The organism is Ruegeria sp. YTSA135, assembly GCF_059610165.1.
The window spans coordinates 1-22,078 of sequence record NZ_JBXWNC010000026.1 but is presented as its reverse complement, the minus strand read 5'-3'; the positions used below and the strand labels follow the sequence as shown (position 1 = coordinate 22,078).

At 56.5% G+C, this 22,078-nt stretch carries 24 protein-coding genes and 1 tRNA gene; 14 read left to right on the top strand and 11 right to left on the bottom strand.

Annotated features, from left to right (window positions below; translation table 11 throughout):
- Positions 1 to 58 precede the first annotated feature (58 nt).
- Together AC2FIT_RS21335 and AC2FIT_RS21330 are read left to right on the top strand one after the other, a co-directional pair.
- On the top strand, positions 59 to 328 hold the full coding sequence (locus tag AC2FIT_RS21335) for a hypothetical protein (RefSeq protein ID WP_496832273.1): 270 nt from the start codon (positions 59 to 61) through the stop codon (positions 326 to 328).
- A 55-nt stretch (positions 329 to 383) separates the two neighbouring features.
- On the top strand, positions 384 to 551 hold the full coding sequence (locus AC2FIT_RS21330) for an aspartate racemase/maleate isomerase family protein (RefSeq protein ID WP_496832272.1): 168 nt from the start codon (positions 384 to 386) through the stop codon (positions 549 to 551).
- 194 nt (positions 552 to 745) lie between these two features.
- Here the strand turns inward: AC2FIT_RS21330 and comE are convergent, their stop codons facing one another.
- From comE to AC2FIT_RS21305, 5 genes are all read right to left on the bottom strand, one after another.
- Entirely contained in the window at positions 746 to 1,300 is a 555-nt protein-coding gene (gene comE / locus AC2FIT_RS21325) for a sulfopyruvate decarboxylase subunit beta (RefSeq protein ID WP_496832270.1), read from the bottom strand.
- Positions 1,297 to 1,803, bottom strand: a complete 507-nt coding sequence (comD, locus tag AC2FIT_RS21320) for a sulfopyruvate decarboxylase subunit alpha (protein ID WP_496832268.1) — start codon at positions 1,801 to 1,803, stop codon at positions 1,297 to 1,299. The genes comE and comD overlap by 4 nt, the downstream gene beginning before the upstream one ends.
- 48 nt (positions 1,804 to 1,851) lie before the next feature.
- Positions 1,852 to 2,262: a universal stress protein gene (locus tag AC2FIT_RS21315; RefSeq protein WP_496832266.1), complete on the bottom strand. Its 411-nt coding sequence runs from the start codon at positions 2,260 to 2,262 to the stop codon at positions 1,852 to 1,854.
- Between the two features lie 405 nt (positions 2,263 to 2,667).
- The gene (locus tag AC2FIT_RS21310; RefSeq protein WP_496832264.1) at positions 2,668 to 3,405 is read right to left on the bottom strand and encodes a dimethylsulfonioproprionate lyase family protein; all 738 of its coding nucleotides are present in this window, start codon (positions 3,403 to 3,405) and stop codon (positions 2,668 to 2,670) included.
- Between the two features lie 277 nt (positions 3,406 to 3,682).
- Positions 3,683 to 4,654 carry an NAD(P)H-dependent flavin oxidoreductase gene (locus tag AC2FIT_RS21305; protein ID WP_496832262.1) on the bottom strand — a complete coding sequence of 324 codons (972 nt, stop codon included), beginning with the start codon at positions 4,652 to 4,654 and terminating at the stop codon, positions 3,683 to 3,685.
- A gap of 99 nt (positions 4,655 to 4,753) precedes the next feature.
- Between AC2FIT_RS21305 and AC2FIT_RS21300 the strand changes: the two genes are divergently transcribed.
- On the top strand, positions 4,754 to 5,596 hold the full coding sequence (locus AC2FIT_RS21300; protein WP_496832260.1) for a LysR family transcriptional regulator: 843 nt from the start codon (positions 4,754 to 4,756) through the stop codon (positions 5,594 to 5,596).
- Between the two features lie 207 nt (positions 5,597 to 5,803).
- A complete protein-coding gene (locus AC2FIT_RS21295; protein WP_496832258.1) occupies positions 5,804 to 6,094 on the top strand; it encodes an aspartate-alanine antiporter-like transporter in 291 nt (96 codons plus the stop codon).
- Positions 6,095 to 6,501: 407 nt separating this feature from the next.
- Here the strand turns inward: AC2FIT_RS21295 and AC2FIT_RS21290 are convergent, their stop codons facing one another.
- Positions 6,502 to 7,008 (bottom strand): hypothetical protein, encoded by a 507-nt coding sequence (locus tag AC2FIT_RS21290; RefSeq protein ID WP_496832257.1) that lies wholly within the window; start codon positions 7,006 to 7,008, stop codon positions 6,502 to 6,504.
- A 406-nt stretch (positions 7,009 to 7,414) separates the two neighbouring features.
- Positions 7,415 to 8,368 carry a GlxA family transcriptional regulator gene (locus AC2FIT_RS21285; protein ID WP_496832256.1) on the bottom strand — a complete coding sequence of 318 codons (954 nt, stop codon included), beginning with the start codon at positions 8,366 to 8,368 and terminating at the stop codon, positions 7,415 to 7,417.
- Between the two features lie 132 nt (positions 8,369 to 8,500).
- Between AC2FIT_RS21285 and AC2FIT_RS21280 the strand changes: the two genes are divergently transcribed.
- Genes AC2FIT_RS21280 through AC2FIT_RS21265 form a run of 4 tightly spaced genes read left to right on the top strand, consistent with a single transcriptional unit; the run spans position 8,501 to position 12,988 of the window.
- Positions 8,501 to 9,226: a GntR family transcriptional regulator gene (locus tag AC2FIT_RS21280; RefSeq protein WP_496832254.1), complete on the top strand. Its 726-nt coding sequence runs from the start codon at positions 8,501 to 8,503 to the stop codon at positions 9,224 to 9,226.
- Between the two features lie 7 nt (positions 9,227 to 9,233).
- Entirely contained in the window at positions 9,234 to 10,151 is a 918-nt protein-coding gene (locus tag AC2FIT_RS21275; RefSeq protein ID WP_496832252.1) for a dihydrodipicolinate synthase family protein, read from the top strand.
- A 3-nt stretch (positions 10,152 to 10,154) separates the two neighbouring features.
- Positions 10,155 to 11,651, top strand: a complete 1,497-nt coding sequence (locus AC2FIT_RS21270) for an aldehyde dehydrogenase (RefSeq protein WP_496832250.1) — start codon at positions 10,155 to 10,157, stop codon at positions 11,649 to 11,651.
- Complete coding sequence (locus AC2FIT_RS21265) at positions 11,648 to 12,988, top strand: NAD(P)/FAD-dependent oxidoreductase (protein ID WP_496832248.1); 1,341 nt, start codon at positions 11,648 to 11,650, stop codon at positions 12,986 to 12,988. Before AC2FIT_RS21270 ends, AC2FIT_RS21265 begins: the two co-directional genes overlap by 4 nt.
- An 84-nt stretch (positions 12,989 to 13,072) precedes the next feature.
- On the opposite strand, the gene AC2FIT_RS21260 is transcribed toward AC2FIT_RS21265, so the two are convergent.
- On the bottom strand, positions 13,073 to 14,620 hold the full coding sequence (locus AC2FIT_RS21260) for a trimethylamine methyltransferase family protein (protein WP_496832246.1): 1,548 nt from the start codon (positions 14,618 to 14,620) through the stop codon (positions 13,073 to 13,075).
- Positions 14,621 to 14,833: 213 nt separating this feature from the next.
- On the opposite strand from AC2FIT_RS21260, the gene AC2FIT_RS21255 reads away from it, so the two are divergent.
- From AC2FIT_RS21255 to AC2FIT_RS21230, 6 genes are all read left to right on the top strand, one after another.
- Positions 14,834 to 15,739: a LysR substrate-binding domain-containing protein gene (locus tag AC2FIT_RS21255; protein WP_496832244.1), complete on the top strand. Its 906-nt coding sequence runs from the start codon at positions 14,834 to 14,836 to the stop codon at positions 15,737 to 15,739.
- A gap of 99 nt (positions 15,740 to 15,838) precedes the next feature.
- Complete coding sequence (locus tag AC2FIT_RS21250; protein ID WP_496832242.1) at positions 15,839 to 16,999, top strand: aromatic ring-hydroxylating oxygenase subunit alpha; 1,161 nt, start codon at positions 15,839 to 15,841, stop codon at positions 16,997 to 16,999.
- Between the two features lie 27 nt (positions 17,000 to 17,026).
- Positions 17,027 to 17,266 carry a hypothetical protein gene (locus AC2FIT_RS21245; RefSeq protein ID WP_496832240.1) on the top strand — a complete coding sequence of 80 codons (240 nt, stop codon included), beginning with the start codon at positions 17,027 to 17,029 and terminating at the stop codon, positions 17,264 to 17,266.
- 238 nt (positions 17,267 to 17,504) lie between these two features.
- Positions 17,505 to 18,977 carry a flavin-containing monooxygenase gene (locus tag AC2FIT_RS21240; RefSeq protein WP_496832238.1) on the top strand — a complete coding sequence of 491 codons (1,473 nt, stop codon included), beginning with the start codon at positions 17,505 to 17,507 and terminating at the stop codon, positions 18,975 to 18,977.
- A 1-nt stretch (position 18,978) separates the two neighbouring features.
- Positions 18,979 to 19,953: an alpha/beta fold hydrolase gene (locus tag AC2FIT_RS21235; RefSeq protein WP_496832236.1), complete on the top strand. Its 975-nt coding sequence runs from the start codon at positions 18,979 to 18,981 to the stop codon at positions 19,951 to 19,953.
- 82 nt (positions 19,954 to 20,035) lie between these two features.
- Positions 20,036 to 20,112: transfer RNA gene (locus tag AC2FIT_RS21230), tRNA-Met, on the top strand.
- 311 nt (positions 20,113 to 20,423) lie between these two features.
- Here the strand turns inward: AC2FIT_RS21230 and AC2FIT_RS21225 are convergent.
- From AC2FIT_RS21225 to AC2FIT_RS21215, 3 genes are read right to left on the bottom strand one after another with little or no spacing between them, the layout of a single operon-like run.
- Positions 20,424 to 20,813: a hypothetical protein gene (locus AC2FIT_RS21225; RefSeq protein ID WP_496832234.1), complete on the bottom strand. Its 390-nt coding sequence runs from the start codon at positions 20,811 to 20,813 to the stop codon at positions 20,424 to 20,426.
- A 12-nt stretch (positions 20,814 to 20,825) separates the two neighbouring features.
- Positions 20,826 to 21,188: a hypothetical protein gene (locus AC2FIT_RS21220; RefSeq protein ID WP_496832232.1), complete on the bottom strand. Its 363-nt coding sequence runs from the start codon at positions 21,186 to 21,188 to the stop codon at positions 20,826 to 20,828.
- An 11-nt stretch (positions 21,189 to 21,199) separates the two neighbouring features.
- Positions 21,200 to 21,724: a hypothetical protein gene (locus tag AC2FIT_RS21215; RefSeq protein WP_496832230.1), complete on the bottom strand. Its 525-nt coding sequence runs from the start codon at positions 21,722 to 21,724 to the stop codon at positions 21,200 to 21,202.
- Positions 21,725 to 22,078 lie beyond the last annotated feature (354 nt).

The window sequence follows — 22,078 nt, the reverse complement described above, 5'->3', positions numbered from 1 at the left end:
CTAGACCGAGTCGCCCATCCCTTCAAGTAAAAATATTTTATGCTTAAAGTTTATACGTATGAAGTTGTGCTGTGCTGAATACACCAAAGCCGCGCGTCGTTGGATGGTGATGCATGTTGCAACGATTAGCGATCTTTCGATCGTCACAACCAACAACCCGCTGGTAAACGCGGTCAGTCAGGCAGAAACCTATACCAAAGGCAGGCATGACAGAGCCGCAGCTTATATTGCGCGAATGTCGACATACACACTGGCGGCACTTGATGCGCCCGCCAGTAAACCGCTGATGTCATTGTCGCAAAATGAAAGCCCGCGACGGCGCAGGTGATGGACAATGACGGGCAAGGTGTGTTCGACCCGGACGCGGTTTGGAGCTGGGCCACGTGGCGGATCAACCCGATGCTGTGGCGCTGATCTTGTCCTGCACCGATATGCGCAGCGACGAGGCGTTGGCCAAAATGGAAGACGCTGTTGGCAGACCGGTGACAAGCTCAAATCAGGCAATGCTGTTTCAGGCCCTGCACCTGCTGGGTATAACAGCGCCCGTTTGAGGCTATGGTCAAACGCTGGAACGAAGAAGGTTACAAACAGGCCGCGTTTTATTTCGGCACCAGAGACCACTCAAATCAAAACCATCGCGACATGAGTGTTCCGTACCATTGATCGCTAATGCCCCACTGCTTTCGAAGCGGACGTAGAGCGGTTTAGCGCGCGTCTTCGACCCTATGGCGGACGTTGACCGCAATCAGGCCTGAACCGCCTTCATAAAGCGGTCGCGGATCACCACCGGGTCCATTGTGATCGGCGGCATCTTGGCATTGCCGCTTTCGCACTTGCTGACGATGATGGTCATCTGCCGGGCATCCAGCGCCTCTTGCAGTACACGGCCGGTCTGCTTGGCCTGGCATTCGATGACGCGGTCGCAGCCCGCAGCTTTGGCCATTTTCGCCAGCGAGGTTTTCCGCCCTGCATAGGTCGGCTGATCCCCGGTAGACCCGTAAGATCCGTTATCGATAATCAACAAGATGTAGTTGTCGGCCACATTGTTGGCGATTGTCGGTAGCGTACCAAGATTGGTCAAAACCGAGCCATCGCCATCAATCACGATCACCGGTTTGGGCTGCGAAAGCGCCAGCCCAAGGCCAATGGACGAGGCCAACCCCATCGTACCCAGCATATAGAAATTGCTCGGTTGATCATCGATGGCATGCAGTTCCTGACTGGGAATACCGATATTACAGATAACCAGTTGGTCGCGCAGGATCGGGGCAATTTCCTTTAGAATTTCAGAACGTATCATTGGTCGCCATAGCCTCCCCAGAAATTGGCGTCGGTCAGGATGGCGACCGGTTTGTTGCACATGAAGGTATATTTCAGGATCGCGTCCAACTCTTCCACATCCACCTGATGATGGAAGTGATAAGTCGGGATGTTCATCTGCGCCAGCAGAGCCTTGGTATGCACGGCCATCTCCACCTGACAGGCGATGGGTTCGCGCAGTTCCCCCCGGTATGAGATCAGCATGGGCAGCGGCATCCGATAATACTGGATCAGCGTCGCCAGAGTGTTGATCGTCACGCCAATTGCGGTGTTCTGCATGATAATCGCAGGGCGTTTGCCACCCATCCACGCACCGGCGCACAGGCCCATTCCTTCATCCTCTTTGTTGGCCGGGATGTGATAGATGCCGTCGCGCTTGTCGATTTCATCGATCACCCCGGCCAATTGCTTGCACGGCACGGTGGTAACAAATGAGATATCGTTTGCGATGAGATCATCAGCGATCTTTTCATCAATGTTCATTTAGGGTCTGTCAATCCTGTTTGGGGCGCGGTCGGCGCGATTGAAAGGTCAGATGCTGCGATGCACATGCACGGCGCATCCGGCATGGCGGACAACGCGGGACGCGGTAGAGCCGAGGAAGTAATCGCTGAGGCCGGGCTTGTGCGAGCCGATGACGATGCAGTCGAAATCCCTGCCATTGGCATAGTCGATTATGGTCCGGGCGGTGTGTCCCTTGACAATATCGGACGTAACACCTTCGATATCTTCGATTTTCTCCCGCAACATGATACTGGCCGCGCGAAACCCACGCGCGACCAATTCCTTATCCAGATAAGCGCTGACCGAGCCCTGAGGCATTTCATAAACATGCAAGGCAACGACCTCTCCACCGTCCGCAGAAAGGGCTCGGGCCACCTCAAGCGTGTGGTGTGAAATGCCGTGATCCAGCGCCATTGGAACAAGAACTTTATTATACATGACCCCCTCCGTTTTGCCGGGCCTAAACCCACGGCACGAGGATGGTTTCAGGGCAACAACGACCCCATGCGCAGATCGCTGTGCGTCAAGCCCTTTGCCCAAAGCCCATCCTACGGTTCAGTCAAGCGCACCTTGTCGACCGCAAAAATGCGTTTCGGGTGTGCCGGAGATCCTCGGCCGTATCTTTATAGGTGCCGGTAAACGTGATGTCTTGCAAGGCCATGCAAGGATATCCGCCAGTAAGCATCTTCACCCAGCCCGCCACGCTGCGCGTAAATCAATATCTGGCCCGCTTCGCTGCCCATCCACTTTCACCTGCCTGTCCGGCAGGCCGCTGGATCATGAGCGTATCGGCAAGGCCGAACTGGGTTTGGTCGCCATCCTGCGGGACAGGGACCCCAGCAACTAGGCTGGATGTTGCACAGCGCCTGCGGCATCAACTATGCCTTTTTTGAGTTCCGGATATTTTTTTGGTTCCGAAAAATCGTTCATGTCGTCTCGATACCAGCTGGGTTCGTTGATGGCACCGACCTGACCGTGGACGGCGAACACAGGGGTGTCGAAGGTTTGGATTGCATGCGCTTCGTTGCTTCTGAATATCATGAAGTCACCCTGAATTTTCCGAATAGGACTTGCTCCGTTGCTCCCGTGGAACAAGACATCCCCTGACAGGACGACGTAGAACTCTTCCGCGGGATGGGCGTGCGGCGGATAGTAGGAATTGGGACCAAGCAAAAACAGACCAAGTATAAGGTCTTGGCTTTTCAGAACGCCGTTCGGACCAACACCTTCCCCGTTTGCAAATTCCGACAGGAACGGGCGGCTCCAGTTATTCTCGACATAGAATTCGGCCCACCTAACATATCCAAACGCCGAAAGGGCCGCTTGCTGCAACGGGGCCAAAGACGTGGGAGCACTGGCCCCGAAAACCTTTGGCGCGTGACGCAAGGCCCGAACCTCTGCCAAGTCAGGCAGTTCCACAGGCCCGGTAGCAGTATCAAGACTGTCTAACGCAGAGGACATGATGCGCGTCAGCTCTTTTTTGTCCTCTGAAAGGTCATCCCCGATATTTAGAATGAGATGCTCGGACGTTCGGCGAGCCAATCTTTGCAACGCGCCGATAGCAGTATGTTTGATGTTCATTGATACTTGGGCTTCTACTCTTCGTGTTTTCCTGCCCTGAAATCGCCCGAAAGGTCAATTAAGCCATTAACACCACGGCAGAAAATACGGAGTTTTCGCTTTGACGGAAGGGGGATGTCAATCTCAACACAGTCTGTTGATCACCCCGGAGCGGATCATCCTTCCCTTTGAATGAACCGGCTTGGCGATTTCAGCTTGTTGCAGGAACACTCTGATCTGGCCGCTGCATCATTCAGGGCACCTACACTTTGCCAAGCGCGGCACGATGCAAAAGCCTCTATCGCGCCAAGAAATTCGCACCGTTTTTCAGCAGCGCGGCGGCCTGGGATACGGTTTTATCAACAATCTGCTCGGCACTTTCGATTGCATCTATCAAATCCAGCGCCTCACCGGCAATCAGAACCCGGGTCGCATAGTCTTGTGGATCGGATGCCTCATACACTTCGCGCTGCGCATCGGCGTTTTCTTGCAACGCTTCGATATTGTTATGCCATTTCCTAGCGAATTTGTTCGCAACCACGCGGCCGCTAAAGTGCCACGGCCAGTCCAGCCCTCGGACCACGTCGAACACTTTTGATCTGATTGTGTCATCGCCGTTGGAGTCCACTAACTGTCGCTTTGCCGCGTCCGGTCCGACTGCTTCGTTGCTGGCCCAAAAGCGCGTTCCCATCATGACTCCGTCCGCACCCAGCATGAGTGCCGCAGCAAGACCCCTTCCATCTGCGATTCCACCCGCCGCAACAATAACCTGATCGGGACCCGCCAAGTCTCTGACCGCTGGCAACAGTGCGGTCAGCCCACGATCCATACCGTGGCCGCCACCCTCTTGGCCTTGAACGACAACTATGTCTACACCTGCCTTGATCGCGATTTCAGCTTGCTCAAGTCGCTGAATTTGCCACAGGGTTTTGACTCCGGCAACCCGCGCCCTTTCCACGGCTTCGGTGCCATCGCCGAAGGACAGCATCAGTACCTTGGGACCCAGTTCCAAGGTTTTGTCCAACAATCCCGGCTGTTTCAGCATGCTCCACGTGATGAACCCGACACCAACAGCCTGGTTTCCGGCCTCCTCAAATTCCTTGGTGATCCAGTCAAGGTCGCCATACCCCCCGCCGATCAGGCCCAAACCACCCGCAGATGTAACGGCACCCGCCAGCTTACCACCAGAGACGAGGTCCATCGGTGCCAGCAGGATGGGGTGCTCAATGCCGAGCATCTCGGTCAGGCGCGTATGAAGTATCTGTTCCACGTTTTTCTGTTCCCAAGCCGTTGTTTCCCAAAATATAGCATTTTTCTTCTTCCTAAAAAAATGATTGAATAAGGAATTTTCTGTCAATAATTTTAGAACATGGATTTTGCTTTGCTTCGAACATTCCTCGCCGTGGTTGAAAAAGGTGGCTTTGCGGCTGCTGCCCTGAAACTGGGAACCGTGCAATCCAATGTGACGCACCGAATTGTCCGCCTGGAAGAAGAGTTCGGCCAGAAATTATTCACGCGCGGTCGGGGCGGTGCCCAACTGACACCGTTTGGTGAGATTGCCCATTCCCAACTGGATCGGCTGTCAAAGGAAATCGGATACGTCGAAAGTAATCTGAAGGATATTGCAAACGGGTCGGGCCACTTGCGATTGGGGGCGATGGAGACCACGGCCTCTGCTCGGCTCCCGGCGTTGCTGAAGACCCTGCGCGAGGTCTGCCCGGATGCACAGCTATCTTTGACGACGGGTCCAACAGCCCAGCTTACACAGGCTGTTTGGAAACGTGAGCTTGACGCAGCATTCATTGCGGGCCCCGTGGATAAAAATAGGTTCAAAGCGATACCGGCCTTTGAAGAAGAACTCGTGGTCGTTTCAGCCAAGAACCTGAAAGACGATGCTCCGGTTCTGGTGTTTGGCTTTGGATGCCACTACAGGGCGACGACCGAAACGTGGTTGAGATCTATCGGAAGACCGGATTCCGACCTTTTGGAAATGGGGACGTTCGACGGGATCATGGGGTGCGTGGCGGCTGAAATGGGACGTGCGGTTGCACCCAGAAACGCCGTTGCAAAGACACTGGTCGGAAGGGAGCTTTATATCTCGCCCCTTCCCGAACCATTCCGCACCGCCTCTACATCGCTGATCATGCGCCACGACTACGCGCCGGTACGCGCCGCAGTCGCATTGCAGAAGCTTCTTGCCCGTATTCAATGACGGCAGGCGGCGCAAACCCTTGCGCGGTGCGGCGTTGATATTTCAAAGACCACCCGTGTGCGAAGCGATGTGCCGGTGCTCTAGAATACCGAGGGTCACGCAGGTGGTGAAGACAGCATTACCGGCCACAAGGACAACCTGAAACGAGAGGTAAAACAGGCGGGATATGTCCCGCCCTCGGCTTCGGTCACGAATTTCATCGCGCTGGTGATCGGTGTGGCAATCACCTATCAAGGTGAGACCACAGTTGTGAATACCAGAGCCACAGCGGCGCTTGGCTCGGGCCTCGGGTTTCTCGTGCCGGGGCTGACCATCGGATATCTGCGTATCCGGAGCACCAGAGAAAGTGAAATCAACCGTGGTGCCGCGAGTCTTCTGCAAAGCTTTGATCTGGACGTCTTTGTGCAGGTTGTCGGCCTGTGTGCTGATCAACCCGCTTTGCAGGCACTCCAACAATACGGCGTTGTCCTGCTGTTGGTTGTGGCGTTTGTGCCGTAAGTTAAACAAGCAGGATCACGATGACCGGGCCTCATGGGGCCAGCAGGAACGAAATATCCAGCGGGTGCAGATTCTCTTAGATCCAAGCAACCACGTCTTCGGTTTCAGCCGGCACCTTGGAAATCATCTTTACGAAGATATTGTTCCTGGGCGTCAGACATGTACCCACACGTCAGTCAGTTCCGGTAAAAATCATTGGCGCGACTTGTCTGCGCCAGCTTGGTTGGTTCGTCTTTGATCTGGAAGGGGTTCATGGTTTCGAATTCGAGAAGGTCAAATGTTTCTGACGTCGCATCAAAGCCTTGCTTACAGACAACATGAAAAGCTCAACTGGATCGTAGGCAAGAATTTGCACTTGTGTGATTGCTCGGTGAGAACCGGACGGAAACAGCATCCTTTCAGCGCGATCAATTGATCCGTGTTGACGCCGCTAACGCACCGGCCAGCGCATTCCGAAGCTCTTGTGGGAAATCCCGGCCCTTTTCGTGTAGCCCAGCAGCAACCCAGCCGACTGCATGGCCCCGGCTTCCTATGTCATTCACCCGGGCAACGGTTGGAGAGGTGCGCTCGGCACTCACCAAAGCCATCGAGCGCTCGATCTCAGTTTCAGGCAGCACCATTTTCACGGCACTGAAGATGTCAACGGAAACCTGCAATGTCTGATGTTCAAGCCGGTGTTTTGCATCTGTCAGCAAGCGGGTGCAAAAGGCTGAAAGGAAATACCAGCGAAAGATGGTGAACACGCGGTCCTGCAGTTCATCCTGTACGGATTCACTGCACATCGCTGCCTGAGAAACCCTTTCGAACGCCGCCTCAGCGGCTTTGGATGCCTGGCAGATCTGCTGTTCGCGCTTGGCAATCGAAATCACGCGTGGTGCGTACTGCACTGCGGCTTCGTGAGATTCCAAATTCATGTATGTCCTCCAGTCATAACTTCTGATGAGGACATAGAAACTCTTAAACAAATTCGATTACGAGTTAACGCCATTTTTTGCTGAAATCGTTCCTTTGTTGGCTAAATAAAACTGACACAAACGACGGTTTAACGCAAACATCAGCAGCCAAAAAACCTCAAAATCCGTTTGAGCGAGACGGCGTTACACAACTCGAAATGCGGCACGCGATGCGTTTTCGACCCAAAGATTCTTATATCTGACACGTTGTTGTAATAGTTGTGCCTTTTTCACTGACTACAAGGGATCAATCCTGCTGATCAGTTTACGAGTTTCAAATTAACGAGGGGGTACGAGCGGGACGAGGGGGGTGAGCGCCTGGCCAGCCAGACTTGCCTACGGACAGAGCAGCTCCCCCCGCCGCCTTTCATCGATACGTTTTACTTTTCTGCCCATGTGGCGTGAAGCCAAAGCTGGACCTGTAAACGCGCGAAAAATGACCTGGGCTTTCAAAGCCGCAGGCCATGGCAACTTCGGTCACCGAAGCCTCGGTCTGCAAAAGCAGATTCTGGGCGCGCTCAAGGCGCAGTTCCATGAAGTATTTTTTGGGCGAGGTATTGAGGTATTTGCCGAACAGCCGTTCCAGTTGCCGCGTCGATATTCCAAGGTCTTCGGCAATCTGCGACGGCGAAATGGGCGTTGCTATACAGTCCCGCATGATGTGAATCGCCTTGGCCAAGTGGGCATTTCTCATACCGTTTCGCGATTGCAGCGACACCCGCTGCTTGGCAGTGGCATTGCGCACCGCGTTGTAAACCATCTGGTCGGCAACCGCGACGGCCAGCTGTTCGTCATGATCTTGCCCGATCAGGTGCAGCATGAGATCCGCAGTCGCGGTGCCGCCCGAAGCCGTGATGTGTTTTTCATCAGCAACAAAAACACTGCGGACCAAATTCACCTCGGGGAAGGCTTCCATGAAAGCGTCGTGATACTCCCAGTGGATTGCAGCCTGCATCCCATCCAGAAAACCGGCCTCAGCCAGTATCCACGCGCCGGAACACAATGCGCCGATGGGCGTTCCCCGTGCGCGCTCCCACCGCAGCGCAGCCAGCAATGGGCGCGTGACATGGCTGCGCATGTGGATACCTGACAGCACGAATACCTGATCGGTTTTGGGTACATCCCCCAATCCGCCATGCACTAGGGTGACTGACCCGTTCGAACACACAGCCTGCTCGCCATGTTCCGATAGGAAAGTCCAGTCATACAGATCCTTACCGCTGACGAGGTTGGCGATCCGCAGCGGCTCAACCGCGCAGGAAAAGGCGAGATGCGAAAACTCCTCGATCAGGATGAAAGTGATGTGGCGCGGCTTTCGCATGGAACGTCCCATTCAGCTTGGCGTAGTCGACAGCCTATGCTGCACGATTCTTTTTTGTATACAAATTGTATTTTTTTAGAATACAAAAAACCGCAGTGAGTAGGATTCGAGTGTGTGGAGAAGGGAGAAAGGATGAAAGATGACGCGAAATCCCGCAAAGATGCGCTTCGGGATCACCTGCGGGAGTCGATCCTGACCTTGCGTCTGCAACCCGGCGCAGATCTGGATGAGGTCTATCTTTCGGATGCATTCGGGCTGTCGCGAACTCCTTTGCGCGAAGTGTTCCGTCAAATGGCGGGCGAAGGTTATCTGGACTTGCGCACCAATCGCAGCGCGCGGGTGTCGGAGATGTCCCACACAACGCTGCGCGATTTCTTTCTGGCCGCGCCAATGATCTATGGCGCAATTCTGCGGCTGGCGGCGCAGAATGCCACGCGTGCACAGATCGACGACCTGAAAGATGCACAACAGGTTTTCAAGGACGCATTACGCTCGGGGTCGGGTGAGGATCGGGCACTAGCCAACAACAGATTCCACGACGTGACCGGAGAGATGTCGGGCAATGTCTACCTTCTGCCCTCATTCAACCGTCTGCTGATTGATCACGCCCGAATCGGGATGACCTTTTACCGGCCCCAAACGGCGAAGATGCCCGAGAAGAAGATGCCCGAGAATTTGTCCGAAGCCAGTCGCCAGCACGACGCCATCATCGCCGCCATCGAGGCGGGCGATGAGGCGGCTGCTGCGCAGCTGGCCGAGGATCACTGGAACCTGTCGCGTGACCAAATTGAATTGTTTGTGATGCCGGCTGCGCTGGACGTCCCATTGGGCGCCGCACCTAATTTGAAACCTGCATGAGGATCGCATGAACCCGATTTTCAGATTTGAGGGGATATATACCCCGGTCGTCACACCCTATCACGCAGATGGCAGCGTGAATTGGGACGCTCTGGCGCAGGTGATCGAATACCTGGTCGAAAGTGGCGTGCACGGCCTGATCTCGGGCGGTTCTACTGGCGAGAACTATGCTCAGACCGTTGCTGAACGGCTGGAACTCGCGCGGTTTACGTTCAGGCAACTAAAACACCGGTTGCCGCTGGTCGTGGGCACCGGAGCTATGCTGACGCAGGACTCGATCACGCTGGCCTCTGGCGCGCGCGAAGTTGGAGCGGATGCAATTTTGCTGGCCAGCCCACCTTATTCAGTACCAACCGATCGGGAAAATGCCCTGAACGCGCTGGCGATCGACAAGGCTGCTGACCTGCCGGTCATGCTGTATAATTATCCACACCGCACAGGCACAATGATGGGTACGGAATTTCTGGACCGCGTAGGCCGCAGCCGGAATTTCTGCGGCATCAAGGAAAGTTCGGGCGATATCAACCGGGTGCATCTGCTGGCGCGGGATTATCCACATATCCAGCTGGGTTGCGGCATGGATGACCAGGCGCTTGAGTTCTTTGCCTGGGGCGCGCCGTTCTGGGTCTGCGGCGGATCGAATTTCCTCCCCGTCGAACACGTGGCGCTGTATCACGCTTGCGTTGTCGAAGGCGATTTCGCCAAGGGTCGGCGAATCATGAGCGCAATGATGCCGCTGATGCGGGTGCTGGAACAGGGTGGCAAATTCATTCAGACCATCAAGCATGGCGTCACCATGAACGGGATCGACGCAGGGGCGATGCGGCCCCCGCTGAAAGGCCTGAACAAGGATGACAAGCGCGCGTTGGAGCAGGTGACCCGCGTGCTGAAGAAGACAATCGCTGACATCGTGGCGGAGGAGTAAGGTATGGAATTGCTCACACGGGACGAATACAAAGCCATCGCCGCGGACCTGACCCTGCCGACAGGGGCTTTTATAGACGGGGCGTTCCGCCCGGCGATTTCGGGGCAGACGTTTGAAACGGTAGATCCGGCGACAGGTGCCAAGCTGGCCGATATCGCGGCCTGCGGCGCAGCTGATGTAGGTTTTGCTGTCGAAAAGGCGCGCGAGGCGTTTGAGGATGGGCGCTGGAGCAAGATGCATCCCTCAGACCGTAAAGACGTATTGATCCGGCTGTGCAAACTGATGACCCGCAACGCGCGCGAACTGGCGGTGATTGAGAGCATCGACAGTGGCAAGACCATCTATGACTGCGAAACCGTGGATGTGCCCGAGGCGATTCACTGCCTGAAATGGCATGCCGAGGCGATCGACAAGATCTACGATCAGGTGTCGCCTGCCAGCGACGATCACATCGCCATGGTCGTGCGCGAGCCGATTGGTGTTGTCGGGCTGGTGCTGCCTTGGAACTTCCCCTTGTTGATGCTGGCGTGGAAGATCGGGCCCGCGCTGGCCGCTGGCTGTTCAGTGATAGTGAAACCCGCGGCTGAAACCACGCTGACGGCCCTGCGGTTGGCTGAGCTGGCGATGGAGGCTGGGTTGCCGCGCGGAGTATTAAACATCGTTCCCGGCGGCGGGGCCGAAGTGGGGGAACCCATCGGGCGGCATATGGATATCGACATGGTGTCCTTCACCGGCTCGACCCTCACGGGCAAGCGTTTCCTGACCTATTCTGCCGAAAGCAACGCGAAGGAAGTGGTGCTTGAAATGGGTGGCAAGAACCCCGCCATTGTTATGGATGACGCCGAAAACCTGGATCGCGTGGCGGCGCATGTGGTTAACGGTGCATTCTGGAACATGGGCGAGAACTGTTCAGCCTCTTCCCGCTTGATTGTGCATAAGGATGTGAAAAGCGCACTGCTGAAACGCATCGCGCATCACGCAAAACAGTGGCACACCGGCGACCCCCTTGATCCAGCCACGCGTATGGGCGCGCTGGTCAGCGAGGGGCATTTCAACAAGGTCTGCAGCTATCTGGACCAAGCCGAGAACGTGCTTGTTGGCGGCAGGGCAGAGAACGGCTTTGTTGAGGCCACTGTGGTCGAAGTTTCAGGCAACGATGCCACCCTGGCGCGGGAAGAGATATTCGGACCTGTGCTTTCAGTGATCGAGGTTTCGAGCTTTGACGAGGCCATCAAGATGGCCAACGACACCGAATATGGCCTATGTGCGTCGATCTTCACCGCCAATGTCAAACGTGCCATTCGGGGCGCGCGGTCGATCCGGGCGGGCACCGTGACGGTGAACAGCTTTGGCGAAGGGGACATCACCACGCCCTTCGGCGGCTATAAACAGTCCGGCTTTGGCGGGCGGGATAACTCCGTTCACGCCCATGACCAGTACACGCAACTGAAAACCATCTGGATTGATCTGGCCGATGACGCCGATGAGGCCGTCGATTGAGACGACGCAAGGCCAGACGTCTGCCTCGGCAGACGGGCCCGGCGGGATGGAATGCAATCCTGCCGCCGCAGATCGCTTTGCCCGAACTGACCGAGGATCACTCCGCTGATGTCACGATCATCGGTGGTGGATTTGCCGGCCTGTCTGCCGCCAGACGGTTGGCGCAATTGGATACCGGTCTGAAAATTACGCTGTTAGAGGCCGCACGGTTCGCCGAAGGATCGGCAGGGCGCAATTCGGGCTTCATGATCGACCTGCCCCATGATCTGTCATCCGACAATTACGCGGGAACCGGGCTGGATGCGGACCGCGCCGCGATTGCGCTGAACCGACAGGCTATTGCGTTTGCCTCAGGCGTTGCGACCGACTGCGAGCTGCCGCAAGAGATTTTCGACCCCTGCGGCAAGTTTAATGCAGCCGCAACCAAGTCAGGCGACCAACACAACCGCGATTTCGCGACACATCTTGAGCGGCTCGGCGAGCCTTTTTCACTTTACGACCAGCAACAGATGCGTGAAATCACCGGCAGCCCGCATTATACTTCGGGGCTGTATGCGCCTGGCACTGTAATGATGCAGCCCGCCGCGTATGTCCGGGCGCTTTCGTCGCGGCTGGCAGGAGTTGCAGGCATTTATGAAAACTCACCCGTTACCGGGTTCGAGAAACAGGCCGGTGGCTGGATCGTTGAGACACCCAAAGCAAGGATAGCGACCGGACGCATCATTCTGGCCAATAACGGCCATCTTGAGAGTTTTGGGTTTTACCAGCGTCGGCTGATCCACATTTGCCTGTTTGCCTCAATCACGGAGCCGCTGACACCAAAGCAGATCAAGACGCTGGGCGGCCAGACCCGATGGGCGGTGACGCCTGCCGATCCGATGGGCACGTCGGTTCGACGGATTTCTGGCAGCTATGGAGACCGCATCCTGATCCGAACATGTTCAAGCTTTCACCCCTCTATCGAGACCAGCCAAACGCGCCTGCGCAAGGCGGGTTTGGTGCATGACCGCAAGTTTCGCGAACGCTTCCCGCATCTGCCGGACGTGCAGACCCAGCATCGATGGGCAGGTATGCTGTGCCTCAGCCGCAATGGCTCTGCCGCGTTTGGGGAATTGGACACCGGCCTGTACGCCGCTTGCTGCCAGAATGGGCTGGGCATCGCGCGCGGAACACTGCAGGGTATGGGGATTGCCGAACTGTTGACGCAGGGCGGGTCACAGATTGCCGATCACTTTTTGGCACAACCAATGCCACCTCGGCTTCCGCCAGGGCCTTTCGCGTCACTGGGCGCAAACGCCTATCTGGCCTGGAAAGAGTGGCGCTCGGGCAAGGAATAGCTCCACATTCGAACGGCTATGTCGGCACCGTGGACAGGTTGGTTTGACCAATGCGTTATTGGCACCCTCCGCGGTGGAAAATGTTCAGTAGCTCTGGTTCAGTTCATCAGCGGCCGGAATTTCCCGCTCTCGTCGGGCGATATAGTCAAGCAGCGCTTCATTCTTGGCTTCGTCCAGCATCGGCTCTTCATACTCGGCCAACAGGGTCTTTGCGCGGTTCAAGGCCCGTTCGGTGATCTCGACCTCACCCTCAGCCGTCCATTGTTCGATCGAGTTGTTGTCGAACAGCTCAGGCATGAAAAATGCTTCCTGAAAGTTATCCTGCGTATGCGGATGACCCAAATAGTGTCCACCCGGACCAACATCGGATACCGCCGCGATGGCTTGGTCGAAGTCATGCCATTTTGGCCCCTCAGCCATGCGGTAAGCCATGGCGCATTGCTCGGCGTCGACAACGAACTTGGCAACTGAACAATGCATCCCGGCCTCGTTCCAACCCGCGCTGTGCCAGATATAATTGGCCCCGGCATGGATCACTGCCTGCAACGTCGTAGCAGATTCGTATCCAGCCTGCGCGTCAAAGATCTTGGCCCCACCCAGCGTGTTCGAGGTACGCCATGGCACGTCATAGTACCGCGCCATCTGGCCGATCATAAAGTTCATCAGGCTGATTTCAGGCGTCCCAGCCATCGGTGCGCCTGATTTCATCGACACGGTCGAAAGATAGTGACCATATATCGCCGGTGCGCCCTTGCGGATCACTTGCGTATAGGCCAGTGCGCTCAGCGCCTCGGCATTCAACTGCGCCACGGTGGCCGGAACGCTGGCGGGCGTATTGGCCCCGCCCAGCACAAAAGGTGAGCACAGCACCGGCTGATTTCGGCGACAGAAGGCACGCATCGCGCCCAGCATGGTTTCATCCCAGACCAGCGGAGAGTTCCCGTTGCAGTTCCCCGTCGTGACGGGATGATCCTCAAGAAACTGCTCTCCGAACAAGATGGCGCACATATCCATCACGTCTTCGGCGTTCTTGGGGCTGGTTGTCATGCCCATGAACGTTTTGTCCGAATGTTTCATGGAAGAATAAGTAATGCGCAGGTGCCGCTGGCTGATCGGGTGATCATAGGGTTCCACGATGTGATGGGCACTGGAATGCAGTGCGGGCATCATGTGGCTGAGCTTGTGGAACATCGCCAGATCATCCAGCGTCGGGTTCCGGCGTACATCGTCCAGATCGCGCAGAAAGGGGGCGCCGGTCATTGGCACAAAGATCGAATGCTTGCCGCCCAGCCGGACATTCTTTTTTGGATCGCGGGCGTGATAGGTGAAATCGGACGGGATCGTGGCAATCAGCTCACGCACAAGATCACGATCAAGATAGACAAGCTCGCCGTCAACTTTTGCGCCCGCTCTCTTCCAGTCTAGTAACGCGATGGGATCGCGGAACTGAACGCCTACGTTTTCGAGAACATGCATTGACGCAGCGTCGATGCGTTCCACTTGCGCACCGTCCATCACCTCACACTGGGGGATGCCCCTGGTCAGGCCTGGCAGCATGTTGAAGTTCGGCGTAGTTCGCATGGCCCTGCGGGCCGAGCGTCCACCCGCGCGGTTTGGGGTTCGAATGTTCATGGGGCAATTCTCCAATCCTGTTGCCAAGATTGGCGCGTTCACGTCCGTTTCACCTGACGGATTGCGATCTCTGCTTGCAGAAAGCGACACGCAGGCAGAACCAAGGATAAAAAATGCACCTTTCACGCACGGGCTTCTGGCTTTTGCCCGCAAAACCTCTGATAATCGAATGAAGACAACTCAACCGAAATTTGACAGCGAGTCCAGGCCACCATGTCCAGGCGCCACTATAATCTGCCGCCATTGACGACATTGGCCGCGTTCGAAGCCGCCGCCCGGCACCTAAGCTTCAAAAACGCCGCCGATGAGCTTTCGGTCACGCCCGGCGCGGTCAGTCATCAGATCAAAGCGCTTGAGGGCGATCTGGACACCACGCTATTTCAACGCAAGCACCGCGGTGTCGATCTGACCGAAGATGGACAGGCCCTGTACGAGGCGCTGTCATCCTCATTCGGGCGTATCTCAATAGTGTTGGCCACGATCCGCAACAGAAAATCGGGGGGCAAGGTGACCGTCGGGTCGACTACGGCGGTGGCAGCGCTGTGGCTGTCCCCGGCCGTGATCCGGTTCTGGCGCGAGATGCCAGATGTAAACGTGGATCAGTTGTCACAGGACCGCCCGTTTCGAGACCGTCAGGACATGGACTTTTTTATTCGATATGGGCGTGATTCCGATCCAAACCTATCGCATACGCCCCTGTTTCGCGATCACCTGATCCCGGTTGCCAACCCAGAGGTCGCAAAGCGGCTGGCAGGCGCCAACCTTGCCGCGCTGGCGGCGGAACGGCTGATCCATCTGGACTCGGAAGACCGCACCTGGACCACATGGCCGGACTGGTTCCGTCAACTGGGCCATGAAGGTACGATTGCGACCGGATCCCGGGTGAACAGCTATTCTGTCGCCCTGCAACTTGCCCGCAAGGGAGCCGGTCTTGCGTTGGGGTGGCAAAGGCTGATTCAGCCGATGCTACAGTCCGGCAAGCTGGTGTCGATCGCGCCGCATCAGCTGACCGCGCCCAATCAATTCTACTTGGTTGGCCGCCCGGATGAAGACCTTTCAGACAACGCCCGCGCCCTGAAAAACTGGATTCTTCAAGAGGTCAACGATGGCTCAGTTTAGTTCAACTCATCCGTCGATGAGGATTTCTGATATTGATCGAACACCATCCCATCCGCCAGTAGGAAAAGACTGCATCCAGCAACCGATCAGGAGAGCCCGATGAACAAGCACAGCGCGCTGTCATCCGTTCTGGCCGATGTGACCGTCGCGAACGGTCTTCCGAATGAGCATTACACTGACCCGGCAATCTTCGCCGAAGAAAGGCAATCCGTCCTTTTTGCCAACTGGTCCGGGATCGGCTTTGGTAAGGATGTGCCCGAGGAAGGCGACGCCAAGCCGGTCGATTTTCTTGGTATGCCCCTGCTGATCGTGCGTGACCGGGATGGAGAAATCGGCGTCTTTCAGAATACCTGCCGTCACCGCGGCATGATCCTTGTGGATACACCCCGCAAAATCGGCGGCGCGATCCGCTGCCCCTATCACAGCTGGTGCTACAGCCTGAAAGGTGAGCTGCGCGCCACACCGCATGTCGGCGGCCCTGGTCAGAACAAGCATCCAGATCTGAAGCGCGACGATCTCGGCCTGGTGCGCGTTCGCTCTCATGTCTGGCGCGACGTGATCTTTGTCAACTTGGACGGCACTGCACCCGCGTTCGAAGATGCCCACGGTGCGCTGCTGGAGCGCTGGAAAGAATTCGAACAACCCGTGCATCACGGTGGTGAGACATCCTCATTCAAGCTGGAGGTTAAAACCAACTGGAAACTGGCGGTCGAGAATTACTGCGAAAGTTACCACTTGCCCTGGGTGCATCCCGGCCTGAACAGCTATTCCCGGCTTGAGGATCACTATAACATTGAGGCGCGCGGGCATTATTCCGGTCAGGGCACGCTGGTCTATCGTCAACTGACCGATCAGGACGGCGCGACCTTTCCTGACTTTGAAGGGCTGAGCGACAAGTGGAACGAAGGCGCGGAATACGTGGCGCTTTACCCCAACGTCCTGCTGGGCGTGCAGCGCGACCACAGCTTTGCCATCGTGCTAGAGCCCGTGGACCAGGAAAACACCGTTGAACATATCGAGCTTTATTACGCCAAAAGTGTCGCGGACTCGCCCGAGCATGACGGGCTTCGTGCCTCGAACGCGCAATTGTGGAAAACGGTGTTCGAAGAGGATGTCTTTGTCGTCGAAGGCATGCAGAAAGGCCGCCACGGGGTGCTATTCGATGGCGGACGCTTCTCTCCGGCGATGGACGGGCCGACGCATAACTTTCATCACTGGGTTGCGACCCAGATTGAAAACGGTCGCGCGGAAAAGGGCTAAGGCTGGCCTTTCCCGATGAAAGACCTGATGGACAAAGACGAACTGGATCGCCTGCTGATTGAGGCCCATGATCGCAAAGATCATACGGCCTTGATCCGATTTTATACTATGGCAGCGGATGAGCGCGAGGCAGAGCAAGACATCGACGCGGCATGTTTCTATCTGACACATGCCTTTGTTTTCGCGTTGGAGTCCGGCGCCCCCGAGGCTGAGGCGCTGAACGCCCGGCTCGTTGCCTATGGCCGGGCGCATCATTTGGAATTTTGAATGTGTCTTCGCGGCAATCCCGCCTTTAAGGTAGACGGGTTTTGCGCACTCCCTGATACTGACACAAAGCGTAGGACGTAACGCGATAAGCTAATGTTGGTACCGAACAAGGTCCGTGGTGATCTTTTCGGTGGCGCGGGTGCCAAACCGCGCCTGACCCTATGAGACGCTGTTCACGCGCCCGTTCGGCTTTATAGTCTGAGGCGGCACTTGGCGTCACTTTGGGAGGTGCGCGCGCATGGAATATAAAACGGAGATGCTGATCGTCGGCGCCGGGTTCTCGGGCCTCACGATGGCAATTGAGGCCCGCAAACGCGGTATCGGTGAAATCGCCATACTCGAGAAGGCGGGAGACATCGGCGGCACGTGGCGTGAAAATACCTATCCCGGCGTGGCCTGCGATATCCCATCTCATCTGTATTCGATGGCTACCCACGTGAACCCGGACTGGAGCCGCGCTTATGCCGGCGGGTCGGAAATTCAGGCCTATCTGCAAAAGGTCTGCCGGGACGAGGGGCTTTATGACCTCTGCCATTTTCACCAACAGCTCAAATCCGCCCGATGGGACGGCGACCGTTGGCAGGTGGAAACCGAGGACGGGCAACGCTGGTCAGCGCGGTTTCTCGTTTCAGCCATTGGCGCGTTACACTTTCCCAGCATACCGGCGATCCCTGGCACCGACAGCTTCCCAGGCCCCAAATTCCACTCGGCCGAATGGGATCACGAAACGGATCTTTCGGGCAAACGCGTCGCGGTCGTCGGCACTGGTGCTTCTGCTGTGCAGTTCGTACCCGAAATCGCGAAAGGGGCGGCGCATGTCACTATATTACAACGCTCTGCACCCTACGTTCTGCCGCGCCCGGATGGCCCGATTGCGCCTTGGGTGCGATCTCTTTACCGGCGTATCCTTGCCCTGCCCCGTCTTCGACGCAAGCTGATCTACTTGATCTTTGAATACCGTCATCGCGTGTTCCGCGGCGAAGAGCGGATGGTGAACTTCGCCATGAAAATGTGGCGCAAGGGTCTGGAGAGTGCGATTACCGACCCCGACGAACGCAAGCGCCTGACCCCTGATTACCGGATCGGCTGCAAACGTATCCTCAGTTCCAATGATTGGTATCCGGCCCTTGCGCGGGACAACGTGACAGTAATCCCGTACGGGGTAGCTTCGATCGAAGGCAATCAGATCATCGCGTCTGACGATAGCCGAACGCAGGCGGATGTTTTGATCTGGGGTACTGGCTTTCACGTAACCGACATGGTCGAGCGATTGAACATCACCGGAACCGATGACCTGACCCTGCGCGATGCTTGGGTTGACGGGATGCAAGCCAACCTGGGCACTGCCATCGCGGGGTTTCCGAACTTTTTCATGTTGTTGGGGCCGCATACCGGGCTGGGTCATAACTCGGTCGTGCTGATGATCGAAGCACAGGTTCGACACATTGGTCGCGTGCTGGATCAGATGCAGCGCGATGGTTTGCAGGTCATCACACCCGACCCCACCAAACAGGCCGCCTTCACCCAAGAGATGCAGGACCGCCACGCTGACAGCGTTTGGCAAGCCGGTGGGTGCACGTCCTGGTATCAGGATGCCCAAGGCCGCAATACCACGCTTTGGCCGGGCACCGTATCCGAGTATGAAAAGCGTATGGCCCAAGCCGGGCTGGAGCACTATCACCCTGTCCCTTCCCAAGGCGGAGACCGCTGAGATGACCACTTTGCTGATTATCGTCCTGCTGATCGTTGCGTTCTTGGTTGGCATGAACCTATGGACCCGAAAGCTGACCGCCCAAGGGTATACGCGCGTACCGCAGCTCGGCGACATCACACCGGTAGAGGGCGGCAGCATCCATCACGTGGAACTCGGCCATCCGTCGAAACAGACCATCGTGATGATCCATGGGTTAACCGGGCAGCTGCAACATTTCACCTACGCGCTGGTGGATATGCTAGCCGGTGACTATCACGTCATTGCACTCGACCGACCGGGCTGTGGCTATTCGACCCGCGACAGGGCCGATCTGGGCCGTCTGCCCGAACAGGCGCGTATGATACAGGAGTTTCTGGATGTAAAAGGCGTCAGCGACGCGGTTCTTGTGGGCCACTCTCTTGGCGGCGCAGTGTCTTTGGCTATGGCGCTGGATCACCCGGAAAAGACCAAGGCGCTGGCCCTTCTGGCGCCCCTGACACACAAGCTATCTGTCACCCCGCAGGTGTTCAAGCCGATGGAGATGCGTTCCGAGTGGCTCAGAAAACTGATCGGTAACACGCTGGCCGTGCCGCTTGTCGCCAAAACCGCGCATCATGCCCTAAGCACAGTTTTCGACCCCGAACCTGCGCCCGAGGATTTTTTGGATCGCGCAGGTGGCGCGCTTGGTCTGCGGCCGTCGGCCTTTATCACCGGCTCGCAAGATGTTGTCGGTGTTGATGAAAGTATCGCAGCACAAGCAGACCGATATGGTGAGTTATCCGTGCCCGGCGGTATTCTCTACGGTGCGCAGGACGCGATCCTTTCACCGGACACACATGGTGAAACAATGACCCGGTTCGGCCTGACCAGCGAACGGATCGACGGGGCTGGCCACATGATCCTGATCACAAGGCCTGACGCCTGCGCCGCTTTTATCCGCCGGATTGCAGACGCCAATCAAACCGAACAATCATCGCCATCCGAAAACACGTGACCACGGTCGAAAAGAATCCGACATTGACCGTGTTTTCCTCTTGACGCTATCCGGCCCCTCGCTTAAATCGCCTCTCACTCGTGGCGGAGTAGCTCAGTTGGTTAGAGCAGCGGAATCATAATCCGCGTGTCGGGGGTTCAAGTCCCTCCTCCGCTACCATTCAATCAGTACAACTTACTGTAAAATATTGTACTTTTTGGAAAATGCGCGTCGATACCCAACATTTCGCCCAACATTTTTTTTGACGCCAAGGAATGCCGGGCTCTCAATTCCGGTCCGCAAAAGAGCGAATGTCAGGCCCTACCCCTCACCGACAACCGGCAGAAAGTGGCAAAAAGCCCGTTTCTTTCTGTGATGTCGGGCATGAGGTCCAAAAGCGAAGTAACCGGCCCAATGTGGACCGGCTGCTAGCATCTGGTAGTTTCTAGGGCTCATATATTCACATACCCCAGAAGTCGCGTTGCGTCCTCTTAGATCAGCATGTGGTGATTGTCATCAATAACGCCATGTGAGCGCGCCGATATGCGACCCTTGATTGCGAGGTCTTTGAGGTCTTGCGATGGAGCCTCCATCATCTTGTCTTCAAGAGACAGAAACTCAGCACTCAAAGGTTCAACGCGCTCTTGGTAGTGATCCTCAATTAACCCGTATCGGTCTGGGTGGTCTTCTGCAAGTAACTGCCTTTTAAGGGCATTGTTTTCGTCAATCGCGTTGCCGTAGCGGTTCCCCAGTTTCACCCACTCTGGATAGAGGCGCTGAATGGGCGTGTTTGCAAGTTCATTGGCAACGGCCCCGGTTGCGATTGCCCCAGCTAAAGCGGGGATACTGGATTTCAGAAGTGTGCGACGGTGAATAGTCATGTCCCTTGCCTTTCACGATAGGGATTGAAGCGTAGTCAGTACGTTTTTCAGGGCTTGAGCGTCGAAGTCCCCGGCGACACCGCCGGTCAGGTCAAAGTTGGCTTCTTCACTCATCGCAAATTCCAATTGCGCCGCTGCGCCTTCGACCGTCTTGGCTGGCGTAACGCTAATCAGTTCTTCCAGTTCCTGGCAGCGAATCCAGTCAGTGTTGGTCATTTCAACATCCGGGGTGTCCGGTGCGTACATGCCCTGTAGCAGCGACTTGTGTTCGGCAATCCATTTCCCGTGGGGGTCGGGCGGGGCAGCCCCTGCCACAGTGCCAGCGGCCAAGGCGGCAAGCGGTGCGGATTGAATAAGTGTTCTGCGGTTAATCATGGTGCTTCCTTTCATTGGTTGAAATTGTGAACGTGACCGTCAGCAGCAATGCGAGACACGGTTGCGAGGTTCACAGAGCGCGGGGCTTGTGCCTCTGTGTCCCAGACAGCCAACAGGTGCGGGTGGCGACGTGTGCGCGTCTCGATGGCTGTGCGGGCCGCTTTGGACACTGCATCGCCCTTGACGTGCTGGCGTAGGGTGGCGGGCTGTACCCGTATGGTGCGCGGGGTTCCGTCTTTTTTGGTGAACGTGACCGAGACGAACCGGCCCTTTGCCTTGGCAATCAGGTTACGCTTTTCGGCGTATTCCTTGGCCTTGGCCTCGTGATCCATTGCGACACGCAGGGCCGCAGCCAGTTCGTCGCGCTTGCGATAGTCGGCGTCAGCCCATGTGTCTCTGTTGTCCAGCATGTTCATGGCTTCGCGGATATGGTCCGCTTCGGTCATGGTGGCACGGCGAACAGCTTCCTTTGCCTCGTCCCATGCCTGCCACAGAGCATTGCGCCAGATTACACGGTGAAACTTGCGGCCTGCCATATTCGCCACCACCTCGCGGCCACCTTCGTTGCGATACTCGGCGTCGATCCATTTCTATTCGTGCGTTTCTACGTTCCCGTGCTGCGCGCTTCCTGCACCCCTCGGAGCAATACTGAGCATCTGTTCTGCGGAAGTCGGGCAAGTCGTCACCGCACCACCGGCATGACCATGTCCCTTGCCGTACACGGCGTAGCATGGTGCTGGCCCGCTTTGCTCTGTTTCCGACATTCCCTGTCCAGAAATAGCACTCCATCATGGCAACAAGCCTACTGTCGCATTCCTCTATCCAGACTGTTCCCGGTTCCGGTCCTGGCATTTCGTTCCCCTATTATTTGAGCACCCACAGACGGGTTA